Below are 20,140 nucleotides of genomic sequence, written 5' to 3' on the forward strand. Positions count from 1 at the left end.
AATTGTCGCGCCGACCGTCAAAGGCGGCGCGATGATCCAGCTTTTGCCGTATTGCTCGCTACAAGCATGTGGTGGGAGGAGGCGTCGTCGCGGAAGACGGCGCTCGCCGACCGCGATGTTCGCGCAAGGCATATCTGTCAGATTGCCCTTCAGTCATTGCCTGGAATTGCGGTTTGCCGGGTTTTTGCCGCGGGCCGTGGTTCCGGATTAAAGTGTCGGTCGTCCGCCGCGTTCTCTTGAACGGACGGTGATTCGACACATTTCTGTGGTTCTTCGGTGAGATTGCACCGACTGCGGATTTTTGAGTAACTGCGGACGTCGGCCTTCTGGGCGGCACCGTTTTATAAATTTGACCTATGCCTGCCACGGTCCAGTCCGAAATTCGCACCGGAAGCAGGAAGAGAATGAGGCCGCGAATTTCGGGTTCGGGATAATCGTGAGCGACTCAAACGATAACGGCGCGGCGCAATTTGGCCGCAGTGAAAACGCGAGCAACGGACCGATCATTCCGAAATCGGCAAACGAGGCCCTGCGTCCGGAAAAAGTGCCGCAACCGCCGAAACGATCGCGCAAGGCCCGCAGCCAGGTCGTGATCTTCCTGAACTTTGTCATGACCGTCATTGTCTTTGCCGCGCTCGCCGCCGCCGGCACGGTCTATTATGCGATGCACCAGTACGAAAAGCCGGGTCCGCTGCAGGCGAACCAGAACTTCATCGTCCGGGGCGGCGCCGGCATGAGCGAGATCGCCAGCGGGCTCGAGCGCGGCAACATCATCACCGATGCGCGCGTTTTCCGTTTCGTTTCCGAAGCCTACCTCGACAACGAGACGCTGAAGGCCGGCGAATATGAGATCAAGGCCGGCTCGTCGATGCAGGAGGTCATGCAGCTCCTGAAGTCGGGCAAGTCGATCCTCTACTCCGTCTCCCTGCCGGAAGGCCTGACCGTCAAGCAGATGTTCCACAGGCTGGCCGACGATCCGGTGCTCGTCGGCGACCTGCCGACGGAGCTGCCGCCGGAAGGCACGCTGATGCCGGACACCTACAAGTTCACGCGCGGCACCAAGCGCGGCGAGATCGTTCAGCAGATGGCCGCAGCCCAGAAGGTGCTGGTCGGCCAGATATGGGAAAAGCGCGATCCCAACCTGCCGGTGTCGACGGTTGAGGAGCTCGTGACGCTTGCCTCGATCGTGGAGAAGGAAACCGGTCGCGCCGACGAGCGTCCGCGCGTCGCCTCCGTCTTCATCAACCGGCTCGACAAGGGCATGCGGCTGCAATCCGACCCGACGATCATCTATGGCATCTTCGGCGGTGACGGTAAGCCGGCCGACCGGCCGATCCTGAAGTCGGACATCGACAAGCAGACGCCTTACAACACCTATATCATCAAGGGGCTGCCGCCGACGCCGATCGCCAATCCTGGTCGTGCAGCGCTGGAAGCGGTCGCCAATCCGTCGCGCACGCCTGAGCTTTACTTCGTTGCCGATGGCACGGGCGGCCACGTCTTTGCCGAGACGCTCGACGAGCACAATGCCAATGTCCGCCGCTGGCGCAAGGTCGAGGCAGAGCGGGCGGCAGAAGCAGCGAAGGCTGCGGCTGACGCGGGCACCGCCGAGCCGGCAGCCACGCAGCCGCAATAACGCCGGCTGCTGGCGGCGCATAGCCGCGCAGCGGTGCTTGCATTGTGGACGGACGAATCACGGCGCGGATATCCCTTGCGGGATGCCGCGCCGTCGCCTTATTGCTTCTGCTGAAACCGCAACGGAGGTGATGATGCCGCTCCAATCGATGACCGGCTTTGCCCGGAGAGAAGGCAGCAGCGGCCGCCGTCGTTGGGCCTGGGAGCTGCGCTCCGTCAACGGCAAGGGCCTGGACCTCAGGCTGCGCCTGCCGCAGGGGCTCGAGCGCTTCGAGCCCGAGGTGCGCAAGCTCGCAGCGGAGTATTTTTCCCGCGGCAATCTTCAGATCGGCCTCTCCGTCAGCGGCGGCGAGGCGGCCGTCGAGGCCGTGGTCAACCAGGCAGCCTTGACGGCGGTGCTGAACCTGCGCGGCCAGCTCGGTGATCTCGTCGATCCCGCGCCGCTCCGGTTCGACACGCTTCTCTCGATCCGCGGCATCGTCGACTTCCGCGAGCCGGAAGAAAGCGAAGAAGAGCGTGCGGCGCTCGATGCCGGTATCCTGGCAGGTCTGGCGGGTGCGCTCGCCGATTTGCGCGCGATGCGAGCAGACGAGGGCGCGGCACTCTGTCAGATCCTGCTGGGACAGGTCGAGACGATCGAGCGGCTGACGGCGACGGTCGAGTCCGACCCGTCACGTAGCGCCGCTGCGATTGCCGATCGGCTGGCGCAACAGGTAGCTCTGGTGATGGACAACGGCTCGTCGCTCGACCGGGACCGGCTCCACGCCGAAGTCGCTTTGCTCGCCACCAAGGCGGATCTTCGCGAGGAGATCGACCGGCTTGGTTCCCACATCGTTGCCGCCCGGGAGCTTCTGTCGAAGGGCGGTCCCGTCGGGCGCAAGCTCGATTTCCTCGCACAGGAATTTAACCGAGAATCGAATACGATCTGTTCCAAGTCCAACGCGGCCGCTGTGTCTGCCGCCGGCATCGAGCTGAAGGTCGTCATCGACCAGTTCCGCGAACAGGTCCAGAATCTGGAGTAAGGTATGAACCCGGCGACCCCTTCGCCCATCAAGATCGCCCGTCGTGGGCTGATGCTCGTCATTTCCTCGCCGTCGGGCGCAGGCAAGTCGACCATAGCGCGCAATCTCCTGGAAGCCGATCCGGAGATGAGCATCTCGGTCAGCGTGACGACACGTCAGCGGCGCCCAAGCGAGATCGATGGACGGCACTATCACTTCAAGTCAATCCGCGAGTTCGAGGCGCTGAGGTCCACCGACTCGCTGCTCGAATGGGCGGAAGTGCACGGCAATTTCTACGGCACACCGCGCGACGCGGTCGAGGCGGCCATGGCAGCGGGCCGCGACATGCTGTTCGATATCGACTGGCAGGGCGCGCAGCAGCTCCAGGAGAAGATGGCGGGCGACGTCGTCTCGATCTTCATCCTGCCGCCGTCAATGGCTGAACTGCAGTCACGCCTGCATCGTCGCGCCGAAGACAGCGAAGAGGTGATCGCCACGCGCCTTGCCAACTCGCGCGCCGAGATCGAGCACTGGCGGGAGTATGATTACATCGTGCTCAACGACGACCTCGACCGCGCCTTTGCGTCCGTGCGTGCGATCGTCGAGGCCGAACGCCTGCGCCGCGACCGGCGCCCCGGCCTGTTCGATTTCGTCAACGGGCTGCTGACCGAAAACCCGTTCTAAGGCTTCAAAAGAAATGGCTCCGTGAGGAGCCATTTTTGATTCACGCTATTTGTAGCGCGCGCCTTGCGATCCACCTGCCCCCTCAAAGGCAGTTGGCCAGCCGGCAGAACTCTTCCACCGAAAGTGTTTCGGCGCGTCGCTGCGGGTCGATATCGGCCTTGGCAAGCAGCGCCTCGCCGCCGAGTGGCTTCAGGCTCTGCCGCAGCATCTTGCGGCGCTGGCCGAAGGCTGCATGCGTCACTTTCTCGAGCGCCGCGACCGAGCAGGGGATCGGGTTTTCGACCGGCTCCAGATGGACCACGGACGACGTCACCTTCGGTGGTGGCGTAAAGGCCTGCGGTGGCACGTCGAACGCCATCCGCGCCTTTGTGCGCCAACCACAGAGCACACCGAGGCGGCCATAGTGGTCGTCATCCGCGTCGGCGACGATCCTCAGGCCCACTTCGCGCTGGAACATCAGCGTCAGCGACTGCCAGAAGGGCGGCCAGCGCTCGGGCAGCAGCCAGTTAACGAGCAACTGAGTGCCGACATTGTAGGGCAGGTTGGCGATGATCTTGACCGGCCCATCGTCGGCAAGCGTCTCGAACGACGTCTTCAAAGCATCGCCTTCGATGACCTGTAGCCGATCGGGATAATGCGCGCCGATTTCGGCAAGTGCCGGCAGGCAGCGCGAGTCCCGCTCAATCGCAATGACCTTCTTGGCACCGAGCGCGAGGATGGCGCGGGTGAGGCCTCCCGGTCCGGGGCCGACCTCGATGACCGTTACCCCTTCGAGCGAACCGGCGGTCCGCGCGATCTTCTGCGTCAGGTTGAGATCGAGCAGGAAGTTCTGGCCGAGCGCCTTCTTGGCATCGAGGCCGTGACGCTGGATGACATCGCGTAGCGGAGGAAGACCGTCAAGGGCGGCCATCAGCGGGTATCTCCTGGCATATTGGCCGCAAGCGATGCGGCAAGGTCGAGCGCGGCCCGAAGGCTGTCGTCGCGGGCGACGCCCTTGCCGGCAAGGCCGAAGGCCGTGCCGTGGTCGGGCGACGTGCGGATGAAGGGAAGACCGAGCGTGACGTTGACGCTATCGTCGAAGCCGAGCGCCTTGGCCGGGATCAGTGCCTGGTCGTGATACATGCAGATGGCCACGTCGTAGGTGGCGCGTGCGCGATCATGGAACATCGTATCTGCCGGCAGCGGGCCGACCGCATCGATACCCTCGGCACGCAGCCTGTCGATGACGGGCCGGATGACGGCGTCGTCCTCGAGACCGAGCGCACCGTTTTCGCCCGCATGCGGGTTCAGCCCGGCGATCGCGAGCCGTGGCTGTCGAAGTCCGAAACGATTGCGAAGGTCGGCCGCAGTAATCGCGCAGGTGCGGTAGATGAGGTCCGGCGTCAGTTGCTCCGGCACGTCCTTCAAGGGGATATGGATGGTGACGGGAACGGCGCGCAGCTTCGGTCCGGCCAGCATCATCACCGGCAGCACCGGCTGTCCCGTCGCCTTTTCGGCAAGATCGGCGAGATATTCGGTATGGCCCGGGAAGCGGAAGCCGGCGTCATAGAGAACCGCCTTGGCGATCGGGTTCGTGACCACGGCCGAGGCCTGTCCGGCGGTCACCAGTCGCACGGCCGTGTCGATCGCCCCGATCACGGCGCTGGCATTGACGGTGTCCGGCTCGCCCTCCTTGACCGGGGCAGGGCAGGCAAGCGGCAGCACCGGCAGCGCCGTGTCGAAGAGGGAGAGGGCGCCGGCGCAATCCGTCTCGCGGATGGACACCGTGTAGCCGAGCATCGATGCGCGCGCGGCAAGGACTGCGGGATCGCCGATGAAAAGGAAGGGGGCCGTCGCATGGTCGCGGCGGCCGAGCCAGGTCGAGAGGCTGATGTCCGGCCCGATACCGGCCGGGTCGCCCATGGTCAGGGCGAGGGGCCCGCCGGTAGTTTCGCGCATGTTTCCGTCGTGATTACTTGTTGACGATTTGCGCCTTCTTGCGCAGCTCCTCGAGGTACTTTTCGCTGTTCGGGTCTTCGCCACCGGCCTTCTTCTTGCCGATATCCTCGGCGCGGAAGACGATTTCGGCGGCGGTGTCGTCGTTGACCTCACGCTTCTTGCAGATCGCCAGGTACTCGACGCCCTTTTCTGTCACGCGGGTTCCGGTGGTGCCATTCTCGCCGGCCTTCTCGATCAGCGGCTTCCATTCGTCAGGCAGCTGCTGGGCAAGCATGCGGCCGAGGCTGCGGATCGACACGTCGCGATAGTTGGCGGCAAACACCTTCGAGGTTTCGCAGCCCGGGAACTGAGCGCGCGAGGCGTTGGCTTCCGCCTGCCGCTTCGCGGTGATCGCGCCGCGCTTCTTCTCGGGAATGACGAAGATCACCTGCTGCAGGAAATACTCGGTGGTCACCGGCTTCTGTCCGCCGCCTTCCATCATGCGCTTGACGAGGTCGGCGCCCTGGAGGCGGTTAGAGCTGCCGTAACGGAAGTTGACCGCGCGCGGCCAGCTCATCTGCACGGCGATGAATTGCTTGAAATGTTCGGAGCCGACGCCGGCCTGATCGAGAATCTTGCCGAGCTGCTCGGTCGAAAGCTTGTTGCCCGAGGCGAAGCGCGCATAGGCGGCATCGACTTCCTGCGTGCTGACGGACTGGCCGATGCGCGCGATCTCGGCACGCTTGAGAACTTCGTCGACGAGTTGCTTCTTGGCTTCGTCGTTGCCGCCCTTCTGGCGCTGCAGGCGAAGGAAGGCCACGCGCTTGGCGATGTCGCCGGAGGTAATCACCGTGTTGTTGACCGTTACCTTGACCGTGCTCGCTGCTGCCTGAGCTCCGGAGCATATTGCAACGCTCAAGGTGCCGGCCAAAGCCAGTACCGACAGTGTCCTCAAGATCGACATTTTCCCGCCCATTCTCTTTTCCTATATCCCGGACTATCACCGTCGACAGGCTTTGTCCGCCTGCCGGCCTTGCGCCGTTGCCTTATCTTGTCGGAGGGAATGCATAATACATGCGGCCAAACGATGACAAGACCGTTTGACGGTGCCGATATCGACGAATGGGCGAACTTTTGGCTCGCCCACTCGCTTGACGATATCAATAATAGTCGAGCTCTTCGAACTTGGTGTCGCCGACGTTCACGTCGCCGAGCGTACGGAAGCTGATTCTCGCGCCGATCGACCAGTCGTTCGCGACATTGGCATCGGTATCGCGTTCCTGCTTGTAGACGATCGAGAACAGCGTGTCCTGATCGTCGTAGGTGATGCCGAAGCCGTTGCGTGAGATGACATCCTTGTTGATGTCATAGGTGATCGCGCCGAACACCGACCAATAGTCGTGGAACCGGTAGGCGGCGGCGGTCTGGATTTCGTCCTGGTTGGACAGAGATCCGTAGAGCGGCTGCGCTTCGATGCGCGTATAGGTCATCGCGGCCTGCCAGGTCGTGCCGAGATAGCCGACGGTGGTATCGGCGCGGCGCAGCGACAGGTCCTTTTCGTCGAGGCGGCCGGAAACGCTCGCCATCAGACCGGACGGTGCGTCGATGCCCAACATGGCAACGTAGTCAGAGCTCTTGGTCTCAAGACCGGAATTCGCCCCGGCCTTGACCAGGTCGTCCGTCGCAAACGAGTTCAGGCCACCCAGATGGAACGACTGGCCGACGATGCCACGCAGGCCGTAGCCGCTGTCGAAGGTCCCCGTGTAGCGGAAGCCGACATTGGCGCGGGTGCCGCCCTCGATCCGGTCGAAACCGGAGAACTTGTCGCGGTCAAAGAGGTTCGTTGCGTCGAACACGAAGCTCTGCGCGTCTTCGTTCGGCAGGCCGCCGGCATATTGCTCGTTCGGGCGCGCGTAGAGCTGTGCGATCGGCTCGACGACGTGACTGCTGTCCTCGCCGACGAACAGGATCGGGTAGCGGGCTTCGAGGCCTGCGGTCAACATGCGCCGCGTTGCCGCATCGCTCGTGTTGAAGTCGCCGGTGTAGGCCGGACCCGGATTGTCCATGTTCAGCCCGATGGCATCGCCGCGCGCTGCCAGCAGCGGCGTGAGGACCAGGCCGCCCGGGGCGATGAAGGTGCGCTTCCACTCGAGCTCGCCGGTCAGGCGGTGCGAGGTGCCTTCTAGGCCGCGGAAGCGGACCACGCCCGGTTGGGTAAACGCGTCGAGCCGGTTGCGCTTCACGTTCGTGAAGTTGAACGTCGCGGAAAGCTCGCCGCCCAGCACGGGATCAGGCGCCTTGTAGGAATAGTCGAGGACCTGCGCCGCCGGCTGCTGGTTTTCCTCGATGCTGTTGGCGTCGGCGTCCTGAATGTCGAAGTAGAAGGCGCGCAGATCGAAGTAGTTCCGCTTGCCGAGCCCCGTCAGGTAGGCCTGGTTGGTATAGGTGGTGCCGTCGAACGTCGACAGCTCGTAGGTTTTGGCGAAGTTGGCGTCGGACTGGACGAGTACGTTCCAGCCGAAGGTCCAGCGCGGATTGATCTCGAACTCAGCCTTCGACGCGATCATGCCGCGATTGGTATGCATCGCGTCGACGGTGCCGGGCGTGAACTTGCCCTTATCGAGCTGGCTGATGCCGGCGAAGTTCAGCGTATGGAAGCCGTTGTGGAACCGCTGGCGGAATTCTCCCTCCAGCAGGAAGCCCTGCCGCGTCAGGCCGGTAAGCGTGGCCGTCGCGTCCATATAGGGCGAGATCGCCCAGTAGTAGGGGACGCCGACACCAACACCAAGCTTTTGGGCCGAGCGGAACGTCGGGAACAGGAAACCGCTCTTGCGCTTGACGGTATGGTCCGGCAGCTCCATGACCGGAATATAGGCGATCGGCTTGCCGAACAGCTCAAAGCGGGCGTTCTCCAGACGGATGGTCCGCGTGCGGCCGTTCTGGATGACGCGCTGCGCCTTGATGTGCCACAGCGAGCGATGTTCCGGCTTGGTCGAGCACGGCGTGCAAGCCGTATAGACGGCCTCGTTCAGGATGAATTCTTCGCCGTTCCGGCGCTCGCCGCTCGTGGCAGCAAGCCGCGTCAGATCGGTGGTTTCGATGCGCATCTGCTCGAGGAAACCGTCCCCGAAATCGTCGGTGACATCCATCTTGTCGGCATAGACGACATTGCCGCCCGGCTCAATGAACTGGATTTCCCCGGATGCATAGATGCGGCCATTCTTCTGGTCGTACTCGACCTGACGGGCCACCATCTTGTAGCCGCCGTAATCGATCTGCACGTTGCCGCGCACGATCACTTTTTCGGCGTCCTTGTTGTAGACGAGCTCATTGGCGGACAGAAGCAGCTTGGCGTCTTCCGGCATGTTCGGGCGCAACGAATCGAGGCGGTCCGAAGTCTGCTGCGCCATTGCAGGCGCACTCATTCCCATGGCAAGTGTCTGCAGCGCCACGCCTGCAAGCAGGGCAGCGTTGATCAGCCTTATACGTTTGCGGTTCACTACCGCCACTAGCCATCCTCCTGATTTAAAAGAATCGTCGAGCCCAGCGCCATCGCTACAACAACTGGCAACCAGGCTGCAACGAAAGGAGGCACAATGCCGCTGCTCCCGAATGCTTTGACAAGCACGGTGACGACATAAAGCACGAAGCCTGAAAGGATGCCACCGAGAATTACGGAGCGCGATTGGTTAAACCGGCTAAATTTCAGCGACACGCAAGCGGCGATCAGCGTCATGGCGACGAGCAGCAGCGGCAACGACAACATTGAGTGGAATTGAGTTTCCATGCCGTTGGTCGAAAAACCGAAGGAGCGGGCCACTTCGATCTTGCGCGGCAGGTCGAAAAACTGAATGGAATCAGCCTTTGCAAGACGTTCCTGAACAAACTCCGGCTTAAGATTGGTGGCCAGCTGTGCTGTTTTCAAACGTTGCGGAAGCTGCCCATTGCGCGTTTCCGTGACGTCGTTAAGAAGCCAGTAACCATCTTCGAGTTTCGCCGACGCCGCATCCTGTCTCAGAATGATCGTGCCCTGTGGATCAAAGTGGATGACGGTGACGTTGAGAAGCGTGGTGCCGTTGTCCTGAACCGAGCGCGCGCCGATGATCGTGTCCGTGCCGTTATAGATCTGCCGCAGCCACGGGATCGAGCCAGCATCGGCGTTCCGCGTGGAGCCCCATTCGGCCAAAAGCGCCTCGCCGCGCTTCGTTCCCCAGGCAGCAAGCGGGTTGAGCGCCACGACCGCCAGCACGCCGAAGAGGAAGGAGCCGAGGATGAAGGGCCGCAGGAACTGCCAGACGGAGATGCCGGCTGCGCGGGTCACGACCAGCTCGTAGCGGCGGTTGAGCGAAATCAGCGCCGCCATGGCCGAAAACAGCGCGACGAAGGGTATCGTCTGCTGCAGGATCAGCGGGATCCGGAGCGCGGTCATCAACAGGGCGCCGGAGATGCTGTAGCGCGGCAGGTTTGCCAGCCGGCTTGCCTGCTCGCTGAAGTCGATGATGAAGACCAGCGAGAAGATCCCGACGAGGAACCAGAACGTCGTGATCACGTAGCGCATGAAGAAGTAGCGGCCGAGCGTGCCCATCATGACGGCTGCCCTTTCTGGGCGTCAGGCCGCATCAGGCGCAGGCGAACCAGGAGTTCCTGCAGCTTTTCCTGCCCGGTCATCGGAATGTCCAGTCGCCTGTTGCTGACGAGCTGGTGAATGCAGAGGGCGCCCGCCATCAGCGGCACGGCATACATCAACGGCACGAACCACACGGAGTCCTCGGCGCTGTTGCCGGCATAGAACGTCATCCAGCGGATGAGCAGGGCCGTGCCGAGCGCGCTGACCATCGGATGAAGCCGAGCTTCGCGGTGGGAGCGTGCGTCACTGCTGAAGACCAGCGCAATCAGGCCGAAGAGCAGGGGGAAGGTCCATTCCGTGAAGCGACGGTTGAGTTCGGCGGTAAAGGCGAGCGGATTGTTCTTGTAGACGTGATCTTCCGGGTCCGGATTGATCAGGCCGGGAAGGTCGCGGTCCTTCGCTCGAATGGTCGCCTCGCGCGTCGTCTTGGTCATGTCGGCGAGATCGAAGGCATAGGAGTCGAATTTGATGATCGACACGCTGCCGTCGGGGAGCTTGCGCTGCACTTCCCCGTCTTTCATCACCAGGGCCGAGCTCTTGTCGTCGATGGCGCCTTCGCGGGCATAATAGACGAGCTCGAAGCTCGGATTGCGCGAATCGGCGACGAAGATGCCCTGCAGCACGCCGCCGCCCCGCCGCGCGCCAACCTGGACATAAAGATTGTCTGCGACCTTGCGGAAGGTGTTCTCCTGCACGACGGACGACAGCAGATCGGCGTTGGCGGTTGCCAGCATCTTGCGCAAGGCCATACGCGAATAGGGCTCGACGAAATTGTCGACCACGAAGGAAAGCACGCTGAGGCCCAATGCCAGGTAGACCACCGGTCGGATGATCGCCATGCGCGAGCTGCCGGCGGCGTTGAGGACCGTCAGCTCCGAATCGGTGTTCATCGTCGTCAGCGTCTGCGTGACGCCGATCACCAGCGCAAACGGCAGGATGATCGTGATGACGGAAGGCAGTATGAGGGTCGCCACCTTGGCGAAGGCGAGCACGGATTGGCCGTTGTCGGTGACGAGGTTGACGTTGGTCAGCGCCTGAGTCGTCCACGTGATGCCAAGCAACGGCAGGAGCGTCGCGAGGAACATGATCACGGCACGCCGGAATATGTAGCGTTCGATCAGCTTCATGCCCGTGTCCGGTCCAAAATCCTGCTCATGTTTCTGTTCCGGCGGCGGTTATCGAACCGGATTTCGCCCATGTCCGTAAACCGAAGCCCGGTTCTTTGCCAGCCACCCGTGCTGCTCGAATTGTGCAGCAACAGGGATAATTTAAGGCGAAGAACCTCGGTTAACCGCATGTAAACATCTGCGGGCATCTTGCCAAGCGGTTGAAAAGCGAGAAGGGTGCCGGCCACAGCTTTGACGGTGGCGAATGATGCGAATATTTGCCACTGTAACCGCCCGGTAACAGGCCGGCTTGCCATAAGCCTTGCCGTGTCGTCCGGTTGCGTTGTGCGGCCTAGATCCCCTTGGGCTGGCGCTCGATCTCCCGGAAAGATCCATTCGATCCAAAGGGTTGCGTCCAGACAGGAAATACCCGGAGTTTTCAATGTCGATGAAGTTTGAGTTCACCTTTGCCAAGTCCCATAAGCCGAGCGGTGGCGTCGCCGTTCTGCTGAAGAGCGCGGGCGCGTCGGCGGCTGCCGGCGCCGATGTCGCCGACCCCGAGAACGTCGTCGCAAGGGCGGCGAAGATCAAGAAGTTTACCGGCAAGGCGTTCTCCTCCCTCGACATCGTCGCGCCGCATGGCTCGCCCGCCGATCGAATCGTCGTGCTCGGTCTTGGAGACGCGGATGCGCTGACGGACCATGACTGGCTGAAGGCGGGCGGAGCCGTCGCTGCGAAGCTTGGTTCGGTCGACAAGGTGACGGTCTTCATCGACGCGCCCGACGCCAACGTGACCGGAAAGGCGGCAGCGGACTTTGCACTCGGCATGGAGATGAATGCCTACGCCTTCGACAGCTACAAGACCAAGAAGGCCGACGACGACGCGAAGCCATCCGGCAAGCCGACCAAGGTGACGATCGTCACCGGCACGGTCATCGCGGCGAAAAAGGCGTTCACGGCGGCGCAGGCCGTTGCCGAAGGCGTGTTCCTCGCCCGCGATCTGGTGAACGAACCGGCCAACGTGCTGGGCCCGGTCGAGTTTGCCGCCAAGGCGAAGGAGCTGGAAAAGCTCGGCGTCGAGGTGGAGATCCTCACCGAAAAGGAAATGAAGAAGCTCGGCATGGGCGCGCTGCTCGGCGTCGCGCAAGGGTCGAGCCGTCCACCGCGCCTCGTCATCATGCAGTGGAAGGGCGGCAAGTCCAAGGACCGTCCGCTTGCCTTCGTCGGCAAGGGCGTCGTCTTCGACAGCGGCGGCATCTCGATCAAGCCGGCTGCCGGCATGGAGGAAATGAAGGGCGACATGGGTGGTGCGGCCGCCGTCACCGGCCTCATGCACGTGCTCGCTGCCCGCGAAGCCAAGGTCAACGCCATCGGCATCATCGGCCTTGTGGAAAACATGCCCGACGGCAGTGCGCAGCGCCCGGGTGATATCGTGACCTCCATGTCCGGCCAGACGATCGAGGTGATCAACACCGACGCCGAAGGCCGTCTCGTGCTTTGTGATGCGCTCTGGTACTGCAACGATCGCTTCAAGCCGCAGGCGATCATCGATCTCGCGACCCTGACCGGCGCGATCATGGTCGCACTTGCAACGCATCATGCCGGTCTGTTCTCCAACGACGACCGTCTGGCGGGCCAGCTTCTTGCCGCTGGCATCGCGACGCACGAGCCCCTGTGGCGCATGCCGCTCGGCCGGGAATACGACAAGATGATCGACAGCAAGTTCGCCGACATGAAGAACACCGGCGGCCGCCACGGTGGCGCGGTGACCGCGGCGCAGTTCCTCAAGCGCTTCGTCAAGGATACCCCCTGGGCGCATCTCGACATCGCCGGCACCGCCATGGGCGCGCCGACCGACGAGGTCAACCAGTCCTGGGGTTCGGGCTTCGGCGTGCGGCTGCTCGATGAGCTGGTGCGGGCGAGCTACGAGGCCTGATCGACAATGCCGGACGTGATGAAAGGCGGGAGGCAATCGGCATGACCGAGATCCTGTTCTACCACCTGACGGAATCGAAGCTGGAAGACGCGCTACCGCCGCTGCTCGACAAGAGTGTCGAGCGCGGCTGGCGGGTGGTTGTGCAGACGGTCGATGCCGAGCGCCGCGATGCGCTCGATACGCATCTCTGGGTCTATCGCGACGAGAGTTTCCTGCCGCATGGCACGGATGCCGGGGACTTTGCGGCGGATCAGCCGGTGTTGCTCGTCGCCGACGACGGCAATGCCAATGCGGCGACGGTGCGTTTCGTCATCGATGGCGCGAGCCCGCCTGACGTTTCGGCCTATGAGCGCATCGTCTTCATGTTCGATGGCTATGACCAGGAACAGCTGGAAGGCGCGCGCGGCCATTGGAAGCGGCTGAAGGGCGAGGGCCACGCCTTGACCTACTGGCAGCAGAACCGCGACGGCCGCTGGGAAAAGAAGGCCTGAGTTTACAAGCGTTACGACAAAAAAGCCCGCGGACGAGACCGCGGGCTTTTTGTTTCCGGCATGTCCGGAAGATCAGTCGTGGAAGGCTTCGACGAACTTGCGCTTGCCGAGCATGAAGGCATCTGCGACGTGGCGCAACGGCGCCAGATCGACGTCCGACTTCCCGGCTTTGACGATTTCGGCGAAGCGCCGGTAGAGCATCGGATATTCCTGCTCCGGCTCCTCGTGCACGAGCTTGCCATCGATGGAGAGCTTGGCGCCGCCTTCCGACAGCACCATCTCGCCCGCCGCCGTGCGGGCAACGATGTCCCAGCTCTGCTTGCCTGTCTGGCGCCAGTCGAATTCCGCCGCGACCGGCAATTTTTGGCCGTCGGTGAAGGTGATGTTGGCGGCGATCGGCGCGTCACGATTTTCCGGGAATTCGAGCACGGCCGACGTTACGAACAGCGGGCGTGGCAGGATGTGGGTGACGATCGACAACGCGTTGATGCCCGGATCGAAGATCCCGAGGCCCCCGGCCGCCCAGATCCATTCCTGGTTCGGGTGCCAGTGCCGCACGTCTTCCTTCCAGATGACCTGGACATCCTTGATCGTCGTCGTTGCCAGGAAGGACTTTGCAGCTTCCACGGCCGGCGCGTAGCGGGAGTGCCAGCTTGCAAACAGCGACAGCCCCTTCGATGCTGCCAGCGCCTCGAGGTCCGCGACCTCGCTGAGCGTCGCGCCCGGCGGCTTTTCCAGAAACACGTGCTTGCCGGCGTCGAGCGCGACGCGAGCTGCCTCGTAGCGATACTGCGGCGGCATGCAGAGCGACACGGCTTCAATCGCAGGAACCGCGTCGAGCATCGCCTCGATCGATTTGAAATTGTCGATGCCGTCGACCGTCCCATGTCGGCTCGCGGCGGCAATCAGCTGATAGTCGCTGTTCTTGGCGATCGCCGGAAGGTGCTGGTCGCGAACGATCTTGCCGATGCCGACAAGCGCAATTTTGATGGGGGCCATGGTGTTCCGCTCGATTTGTATGACTTATTGTCGGCTCTTGTAGCAGATTGCACACCGGGAGCAAGCCGCCGCTCCGCCCACGGCTATGACATCGATGTCGATGGAATCGACAGATTGTCATTCCCTCTCAACGTCGCCGCACTAACTCTACCGGTGGACGTGCGGTGCCGTGCCGTCAACTGGACTGACATGGGCGGTCTGACCACCCGAACGAGGAGTGAACGATGCAGCAGCAGATCCGTCGGGCAAGCCGAGCCGACCTCGACATCATGATCGAGTGGGCCGCGGAAGAGGGGTGGAACCCCGGCCTCGGCGACGCGGGGCCCTTCTGGGCAGCCGACCCCGAGGGCTATTGGGTGGCGGATGGAGAGGGGGGGCCGGTCGCCGCGATCTCACTGGTGCGGTACAACGAAAGCTTCGGCTTTCTCGGCTTCTTCATCACCCGGCCGGATCATCGTGGCAGGGGCATTGGCCGACAGCTGTGGCAACAGGCGATGTCGGTTGCCGATCGGCGCATCGTCGGTCTGGACGGCGTGGTCGCGCAGCAGGAGAACTATAGCCGGTCCGGCTTCGCCTACGCCCACGCGAACATCCGCTACGGCGGCATCATCGACGTGGTCGAGCCGCCGGGCGCGGGTCTGCTGGAGGTCGCGCCGGTGCATATGCCGCTCCTCATCGACTATGATCGCCGCTTCGTCCCGACGCGTCGCGAGGTGTTTCTGCGCGAGTGGCTGAAGGCGAGCGACGGGCGGCGCAGCATCTTGCTGCTGCGCGATGGCGCGGTGGCGGCCTATGGGACGATCCGGGCCTGCCGCAACGGCTTCAAAATCGGGCCGCTCTTTTCCGACACCGAGACCGGCGCCGATCTGGTCTTTCGCAAGCTTGCCGCCGGCGTCAACGGCAGCGAAGTATACCTCGACATCCCTGAACCGAACGCCTCGGCCAAGGCACTTTGCGATCGCTACAATCTCAAGCCCGTGTTTGAGACCGCGCGCATGTATCGTGGGCCGGATCCGGGGCTGCCGCTGGCGCGAATCTACGGAATTACCACTTTCGAGCTGGGCTGACGGAGGGGAGGCGACGGCGGGGCCGGCTTCTGTCAGCCGGCCATCGCGTCTTCATATTCGGCGGAAAGTTCGAGCCATTGCTCTTCGGCTTGCGTGAGTTTCGCTGCCGCGTCGGAGCGTTCCTTGGCCTTTTGTGCAGCCTTGGCCGGCGACTTTTCGTAGAGCGCCGGATCGGCAAGTTCCACATCAAGTGCCTGAATCAGTTTCTCCAGCTTTCCGGTCAAGGATTCGATTTCGTTGATCTTCTTGCGGAGCGGCGCCAGCGAGGCGCGCTTGTCGGCATTGACCTTGCGCTGGTCCGCCTTCGAAAGGCTGTCGTCGACGCCGGTCGGCCTCGGTTTCTCGTCCTTCGCCTTGGGGCCACCGACGATCAGGCTGCGGTAATCTTCGAGGTCGCCGTCATAGCTCGTCACGGTACCGTCGCGCACCAGCCACAGCCGGTCGGCCGTCGCTTCGATCAGGTGCCGGTCGTGTGAAATCAGGATCACGGCGCCGGAATAGTCGTTGAGCGCGGTGATCAGCGCGTTGCGGCTGTCGATGTCGAGGTGGTTGGTCGGCTCGTCGAGGATCAGAAGGTTCGGCGCGTCGAAGGCGGCAAGGCCCATCAGCAACCGCGCCTTTTCGCCGCCGGAAAGATCCTTGGCGGGCGTTTCCATCTTTTCCGTCGCAAGCCCCATCTGCGCCACGCGTGAGCGCACCTTGGCTTCAGGCGCTTCCGGCATGCGCCGGCGCACGTGCTCGACAGCACTTTGCGTCGGGATCAGGTCGTCGAGTTGATGCTGGGCAAAGAAGCCGACCTTGAGATTGGGAGCGATCTTCAGTTCGCCCGCCTCTGGCGCGAGGCGACCCGAGATGAACTTGGCGAAAGTGGACTTGCCGTTGCCGTTCGAGCCGAGCAGCGCGATCCGGTCGTCCGTGTCGATCCGGAGGTTCAAGCGCTTGAGGATGGGCTTGCCGGGCTCGTAGCCGACGGTACCTCCGGTGACGGCGATGATCGGCGAAGCCGCTTCCTTCTCCGGATCCGGGAAGGAGAAGCCCTGGACATGATCTTCGATCACGGCCGCAATCGTGCCCATCCGCTCCAGTGCCTTGACGCGGCTTTGCGCCTGGCGCGCCTTGGTGGCCTTGGCCTTGAAGCGGTCGATGAAGCTCTGGAGGTGCTTTCGCGCTGCGTCGTTCTTGGCTTTCGCCTTCATCTGCAGCTCGTCGGCTTCCGCCTTCTGCCGCTCGAACTGGTCGTAGGGCCCACGATAGAAGGTGAGCTTCTTCTGGTCGAGATGCACGATGGCATTGACCGCGGTGTTCAAGAGGTCCCGGTCGTGGCTGATGATGATGACCGTGTGCGGATAACGGCGGATGTAATCCTCGAGCCACAGCGTGCCTTCAAGGTCGAGATAGTTGGTCGGCTCGTCGAGCAGCAGCAAATCCGGCTCGGAAAAGAGTACGCCCGCAAGCGCCACCCGCATCCGCCAGCCACCGGAAAACGACGAGGCGGGACGCAGCTGTGCTTCATGGTCGAAGCCGAGGCCGGCGAGAATGCTTGCAGCACGCGCTTCGGCCGAATGGGCGCCGATGTCGGCAAGCCGCGTCTGGATCTCGGCAATCCGGTGCGGATCGGTCGCGGTCTCGGCTTCGGCGACCAGCGCCGCGCGCTCCTTGTCCGCCTTGAGCACGATCTCGATCAGCGGTTCTTCTGTGCCGGGCGCTTCCTGCGCGACCTGGCCGATGCGCGCGTTTTTGGGTAGCGCGATCGTGCCGGCTTCCGACGCGAATTCGCCGGTTATGATGCGAAACAGCGTGGACTTGCCAGCGCCGTTTCGGCCCACGAGCCCCGCCTTCGTGCCCGCCGGAAGCGTCACGGATGCGTTTTCGATGAGGAGACGTCCCGCGATGCGGGCGGAAAGGCCGGAAATCTGGATCATTGCGGCCTTTTGCCCGGACTTGGCCGGGAAGGCAAGAGGCGTCGGCGTGCTGTTGCCACCGCTGTGGCGGGTCGGGAATTCAAGAGGTCATTGTTATCGATTTTTGAACAAGGCGTTCCGACAATCGATACTACACATCCTGATCGTGAGGGACCATCTCAATAACGGAAGGGCGGGGAACGCTCTTCTGACCGCCTCGATCGACCGAACGCCAGTGGCAGAGGCCCCGCGTTCCGAGGGACGACTGATCCGGCCAAGGACATTTTTGATGAAACCTCGTTCAGCCGAACGAGCCTCCCAGGAGCAAAGACCATGAAAACCGCAATCCAGACCGCTCTTTCCGCCGCTCTCGTTGCAACCGCTATCCTCGGTGGCGCTTCCGCTGCCTTTGCCGGCGGCAGCTACTATGAAGGCGTCAGCCCGACGCCGCTCTATACCGAGCGCACGCCGGCCGTCACCGGCAAGTCGTCCTTCACCATCGGCAGCTCCGAAGCCGGCTATGTCGATCGCACCAACACCGGCTCGGTCGCAAACTTTAGTGTCGCGCCGAAGAGCGTGATCGGCGGCGAAGGCGAATACTACCAGGGCATTTCGCGCTAACGGCGATGAATGAGGGGGCGCGGGTTTTGGCCCGCACCCCATTTCAAGGGATTTGATGGATCACCGTGATGATCCTATGAGGCGACCCCAAGCGCCTATGCGGGCCTAGTCCCCGACCTTCTACCTCCACCAAGGAACAGATTGATGAAGAAGTCCTTTGCCGCAATCCTCGTTGCGGCGGCCATGCTCGGCGGCGCGTCCGCCGCTGTCGCAGGCGGAAGCTACTACGAGGGTGTTAGCTCCACGCCGCTCTTTACCGGCCGCGCCGAAGCCTCCGCCGGCACCGGCGTGTCCGCGACCGCAAGCCGCGGCGACTACTATGCGGGCATCGAAGACAGATCCGTCGACAAGACGGCAACCGGCGCGATCGCCAATGGCGGCGCCAGGGCTTTCGGCGAGGCCGACCAAAACAAGCAGTAAGTCACGCCAGACGGTTGACCGAACAACCCGGTCCCGCCCACGCGGGGCCGGGTTGTTTCGTTTTGGCGTTGCCAAATGAGGTACATTGCCATGACAGAAAAAGTCGAAGTCGCCGAGCGGCTCTTCGAGCTCTACCACTGCGTTCATCGCCTGGTGAACGCATCGATGTCGGAGGAAGGCGTTTCGCTCGCGCGCAGCAAATTCCTGTTTTATCTGAACACGCTCGGCCCCTGTCGCTGCGCGGATATCGCCTCGGCGCTCGGCTTTGCGGCCAGAACCGTCACCGAAGCGATCGATGGCCTGGAGCGGGACGGCATGGTCCTGCGCGAACCGGATCCGGAAGACCGCCGCGCGAAGATCATCTCGATCACCGACCGCGGTCGGCTGGCGCTGGAGGCGGCACTGCAGCCGCGCCATCGCACGATCGATGAGCTGTTCTCAGCGCTCGACGATTGTGAACGCACCGAATTCTTCCGGCTGCTCGGCTGTCTGCGTGAAAGGGCGTCGGAAATCGACGAAAGCCGTCACCCGGACGCCGCCTGATTTGCAAGCGTCAAGCGGCGCTCTGGCCGTAGCCCCTGCCGCGGCCGAGGGCCGCCGAATAGCACAGGATGCCGGTGCCATCGCGTGCGCCGGCGAGGGCCTGCTCCGCCTGGGTCAGCAGATCGGCGCTCGTCGATGCCGGTTGCGCAAGGGTGATGCCGGCCGCAAGCGAAAGCGTCTCGGCTGTGTGCGCCCGTCCGGGGAGGGTGACCGTCAGTTCCTTCACCGACTGCCGCAGACGCCGGGCAATGGCCTCGGCATTTTCGGTGCTGACATCCCGGCACACGAAGGCAAACTCCTGCTGGCCCACGCGGGCGACGAAATCGTCCTTCTTGATCGACTTGCGAAACAGCGTCGAGAGCTTGGAAAGCGCCTTCGCGGCGACCGTGCCGCCGTGGTGCTCCGCCATTTCGCGCAGCCCTTCCACCGAGGCAAGAAGCAGGGCAACCGGCTGGTCTGCCCGTTCCGCTTCGAGGATCGAGTCGAGTTTTGCCGTCAGCGCCAGGCGGTTCGGCAGGCCCGTGGCCGGGTCGCGGGTCAGGGATCGCCGGCTTTCGGCAAGCTCGCCTTCGAGTTCGGCGAGACGTGTCATGCTGGTTTCCAGCGCCTGCTGGAGAGCGCCTTCTTCATTCGTCAAACGGCCAGCCGCTTCCCGCAGTCGCGCGGCGTCGTCGGCGAATTCGGACATGCCTGCAACGGGGTCCGTGGCCAGGCGGCCGGCGAAATGGTCCAGTTCATCCTTGAAGCTCTGTTTCTGCAGCAAGGCGAGCCTGAGCTTTCCGGCAATCTCGGCAAGCGCTTCCTGGCCGGCGGCTCTCGCGCGGTCCGCGGCAAGTGCTGCATGGGAGATGAGGTGATGCCTGAGACCCAAGGCATCCAGCGCATCCTGCTGCGGGTTGTGCCCGAGTGCGGCGAGTTCGCGGGAAAGCTCCGGCAGGCGACCGGATAGCGCCTCGTAGACAAGCTCGTAATTGCGGGGCAGGGCCGCGATCCCGTGCGCCGACATCGCATGCGCCACCTTCAGAATGATCGCCGCCTGCCTCGCCTGCGATCGGCTGGCATCCGCTGGAACTTGCCTGTTCATTCTGTCGTGGCCCCCGGTCGCTTCTCGATCTCTAGCTTGATAAGCCGCCACTATGAGAAGGCTGCATTTAAGGGAGTCTGAAGATTTCGGGCTCTGGGCGATTCCCGC

At 63.0% G+C, this 20,140-nt stretch carries 18 protein-coding genes; 9 read left to right on the top strand and 9 right to left on the bottom strand.

The features are described from left to right. Positions 1-436 precede the first annotated feature (436 nt). From mltG to gmk, 3 genes are all read left to right on the top strand, one after another. The gene (gene mltG, locus IB263_RS05880; RefSeq protein WP_034803938.1) at positions 437-1,636 is read left to right on the top strand and encodes an endolytic transglycosylase MltG; all 1,200 of its coding nucleotides are present in this window, start codon (positions 437-439) and stop codon (positions 1,634-1,636) included. A 133-nt stretch (positions 1,637-1,769) separates the two neighbouring features. Beyond that, the gene (locus IB263_RS05885) at positions 1,770-2,657 is read left to right on the top strand and encodes a YicC/YloC family endoribonuclease (RefSeq protein ID WP_090294799.1); all 888 of its coding nucleotides are present in this window, start codon (positions 1,770-1,772) and stop codon (positions 2,655-2,657) included. A gap of 3 nt (positions 2,658-2,660) precedes the next feature. Beyond that, positions 2,661-3,320 carry a guanylate kinase gene (gene gmk, locus IB263_RS05890; protein WP_034803935.1) on the top strand — a complete coding sequence of 220 codons (660 nt, stop codon included), beginning with the start codon at positions 2,661-2,663 and terminating at the stop codon, positions 3,318-3,320. Between the two features lie 82 nt (positions 3,321-3,402). On the opposite strand, the gene rsmA is transcribed toward gmk, so the two are convergent. The 6 genes from rsmA to lptF form a co-directional block, all read right to left on the bottom strand. Beyond that, positions 3,403-4,230 (bottom strand): 16S rRNA (adenine(1518)-N(6)/adenine(1519)-N(6))-dimethyltransferase RsmA, encoded by an 828-nt coding sequence (gene rsmA, locus IB263_RS05895; RefSeq protein ID WP_113188268.1) that lies wholly within the window; start codon positions 4,228-4,230, stop codon positions 3,403-3,405. Further along, positions 4,230-5,258, bottom strand: a complete 1,029-nt coding sequence (pdxA, locus tag IB263_RS05900; RefSeq protein ID WP_113553283.1) for a 4-hydroxythreonine-4-phosphate dehydrogenase PdxA — start codon at positions 5,256-5,258, stop codon at positions 4,230-4,232. Before pdxA ends, rsmA begins: the two co-directional genes overlap by 1 nt. 13 nt (positions 5,259-5,271) lie before the next feature. Beyond that, positions 5,272-6,213, bottom strand: a complete 942-nt coding sequence (locus IB263_RS05905) for a peptidylprolyl isomerase (RefSeq protein ID WP_034803927.1) — start codon at positions 6,211-6,213, stop codon at positions 5,272-5,274. A 184-nt stretch (positions 6,214-6,397) separates the two neighbouring features. Next, complete coding sequence (locus tag IB263_RS05910; protein WP_192437900.1) at positions 6,398-8,746, bottom strand: LPS-assembly protein LptD; 2,349 nt, start codon at positions 8,744-8,746, stop codon at positions 6,398-6,400. Beyond that, positions 8,746-9,825 carry an LPS export ABC transporter permease LptG gene (gene lptG / locus IB263_RS05915; protein WP_034803924.1) on the bottom strand — a complete coding sequence of 360 codons (1,080 nt, stop codon included), beginning with the start codon at positions 9,823-9,825 and terminating at the stop codon, positions 8,746-8,748. The genes IB263_RS05910 and lptG overlap by 1 nt, the downstream gene beginning before the upstream one ends. After that, positions 9,822-10,991: an LPS export ABC transporter permease LptF gene (gene lptF / locus IB263_RS05920; RefSeq protein WP_192437902.1), complete on the bottom strand. Its 1,170-nt coding sequence runs from the start codon at positions 10,989-10,991 to the stop codon at positions 9,822-9,824. The genes lptG and lptF overlap by 4 nt, the downstream gene beginning before the upstream one ends. A 421-nt stretch (positions 10,992-11,412) precedes the next feature. On the opposite strand from lptF, the gene IB263_RS05925 reads away from it, so the two are divergent. Both IB263_RS05925 and IB263_RS05930 read left to right on the top strand, forming a co-directional pair. Further along, positions 11,413-12,906 carry a leucyl aminopeptidase gene (locus tag IB263_RS05925; protein WP_110818459.1) on the top strand — a complete coding sequence of 498 codons (1,494 nt, stop codon included), beginning with the start codon at positions 11,413-11,415 and terminating at the stop codon, positions 12,904-12,906. A gap of 41 nt (positions 12,907-12,947) precedes the next feature. Then, positions 12,948-13,397 (top strand): DNA polymerase III subunit chi, encoded by a 450-nt coding sequence (locus IB263_RS05930; RefSeq protein ID WP_113505673.1) that lies wholly within the window; start codon positions 12,948-12,950, stop codon positions 13,395-13,397. Between the two features lie 72 nt (positions 13,398-13,469). On the opposite strand, the gene IB263_RS05935 is transcribed toward IB263_RS05930, so the two are convergent. Then, complete coding sequence (locus tag IB263_RS05935) at positions 13,470-14,396, bottom strand: Gfo/Idh/MocA family protein (protein ID WP_034803912.1); 927 nt, start codon at positions 14,394-14,396, stop codon at positions 13,470-13,472. A gap of 224 nt (positions 14,397-14,620) precedes the next feature. Here IB263_RS05935 and IB263_RS05940 point away from each other — a divergent pair, with 224 nt between their 5' ends. Next, positions 14,621-15,463, top strand: a complete 843-nt coding sequence (locus IB263_RS05940; protein WP_192437904.1) for a GNAT family N-acetyltransferase — start codon at positions 14,621-14,623, stop codon at positions 15,461-15,463. A gap of 32 nt (positions 15,464-15,495) precedes the next feature. Here the strand turns inward: IB263_RS05940 and IB263_RS05945 are convergent, their stop codons facing one another. Continuing rightward, positions 15,496-17,385 carry an ABC-F family ATP-binding cassette domain-containing protein gene (locus IB263_RS05945; protein ID WP_192437907.1) on the bottom strand — a complete coding sequence of 630 codons (1,890 nt, stop codon included), beginning with the start codon at positions 17,383-17,385 and terminating at the stop codon, positions 15,496-15,498. A 312-nt stretch (positions 17,386-17,697) separates the two neighbouring features. Here IB263_RS05945 and IB263_RS05950 point away from each other — a divergent pair, with 312 nt between their 5' ends. The 3 genes from IB263_RS05950 to IB263_RS05960 all read left to right on the top strand — a co-directional run bounded on the left by IB263_RS05950 (position 17,698) and on the right by IB263_RS05960 (position 18,948). Beyond that, on the top strand, positions 17,698-17,985 hold the full coding sequence (locus IB263_RS05950; RefSeq protein ID WP_034803904.1) for a hypothetical protein: 288 nt from the start codon (positions 17,698-17,700) through the stop codon (positions 17,983-17,985). Positions 17,986-18,129: 144 nt separating this feature from the next. Then, entirely contained in the window at positions 18,130-18,405 is a 276-nt protein-coding gene (locus tag IB263_RS05955) for a hypothetical protein (protein ID WP_060522129.1), read from the top strand. 90 nt (positions 18,406-18,495) lie between these two features. After that, positions 18,496-18,948 carry a MarR family winged helix-turn-helix transcriptional regulator gene (locus IB263_RS05960; protein ID WP_060522130.1) on the top strand — a complete coding sequence of 151 codons (453 nt, stop codon included), beginning with the start codon at positions 18,496-18,498 and terminating at the stop codon, positions 18,946-18,948. 10 nt (positions 18,949-18,958) lie between these two features. On the opposite strand, the gene IB263_RS05965 is transcribed toward IB263_RS05960, so the two are convergent. After that, the gene (locus IB263_RS05965; RefSeq protein ID WP_113505672.1) at positions 18,959-20,032 is read right to left on the bottom strand and encodes a GGDEF domain-containing protein; all 1,074 of its coding nucleotides are present in this window, start codon (positions 20,030-20,032) and stop codon (positions 18,959-18,961) included. Positions 20,033-20,140: the final 108 nt, after the last annotated feature.

The organism is Ensifer sp. ENS03 (genome assembly GCF_014852035.1).
GTDB lineage: Bacteria > Pseudomonadota > Alphaproteobacteria > Rhizobiales > Rhizobiaceae > Ensifer > Ensifer adhaerens.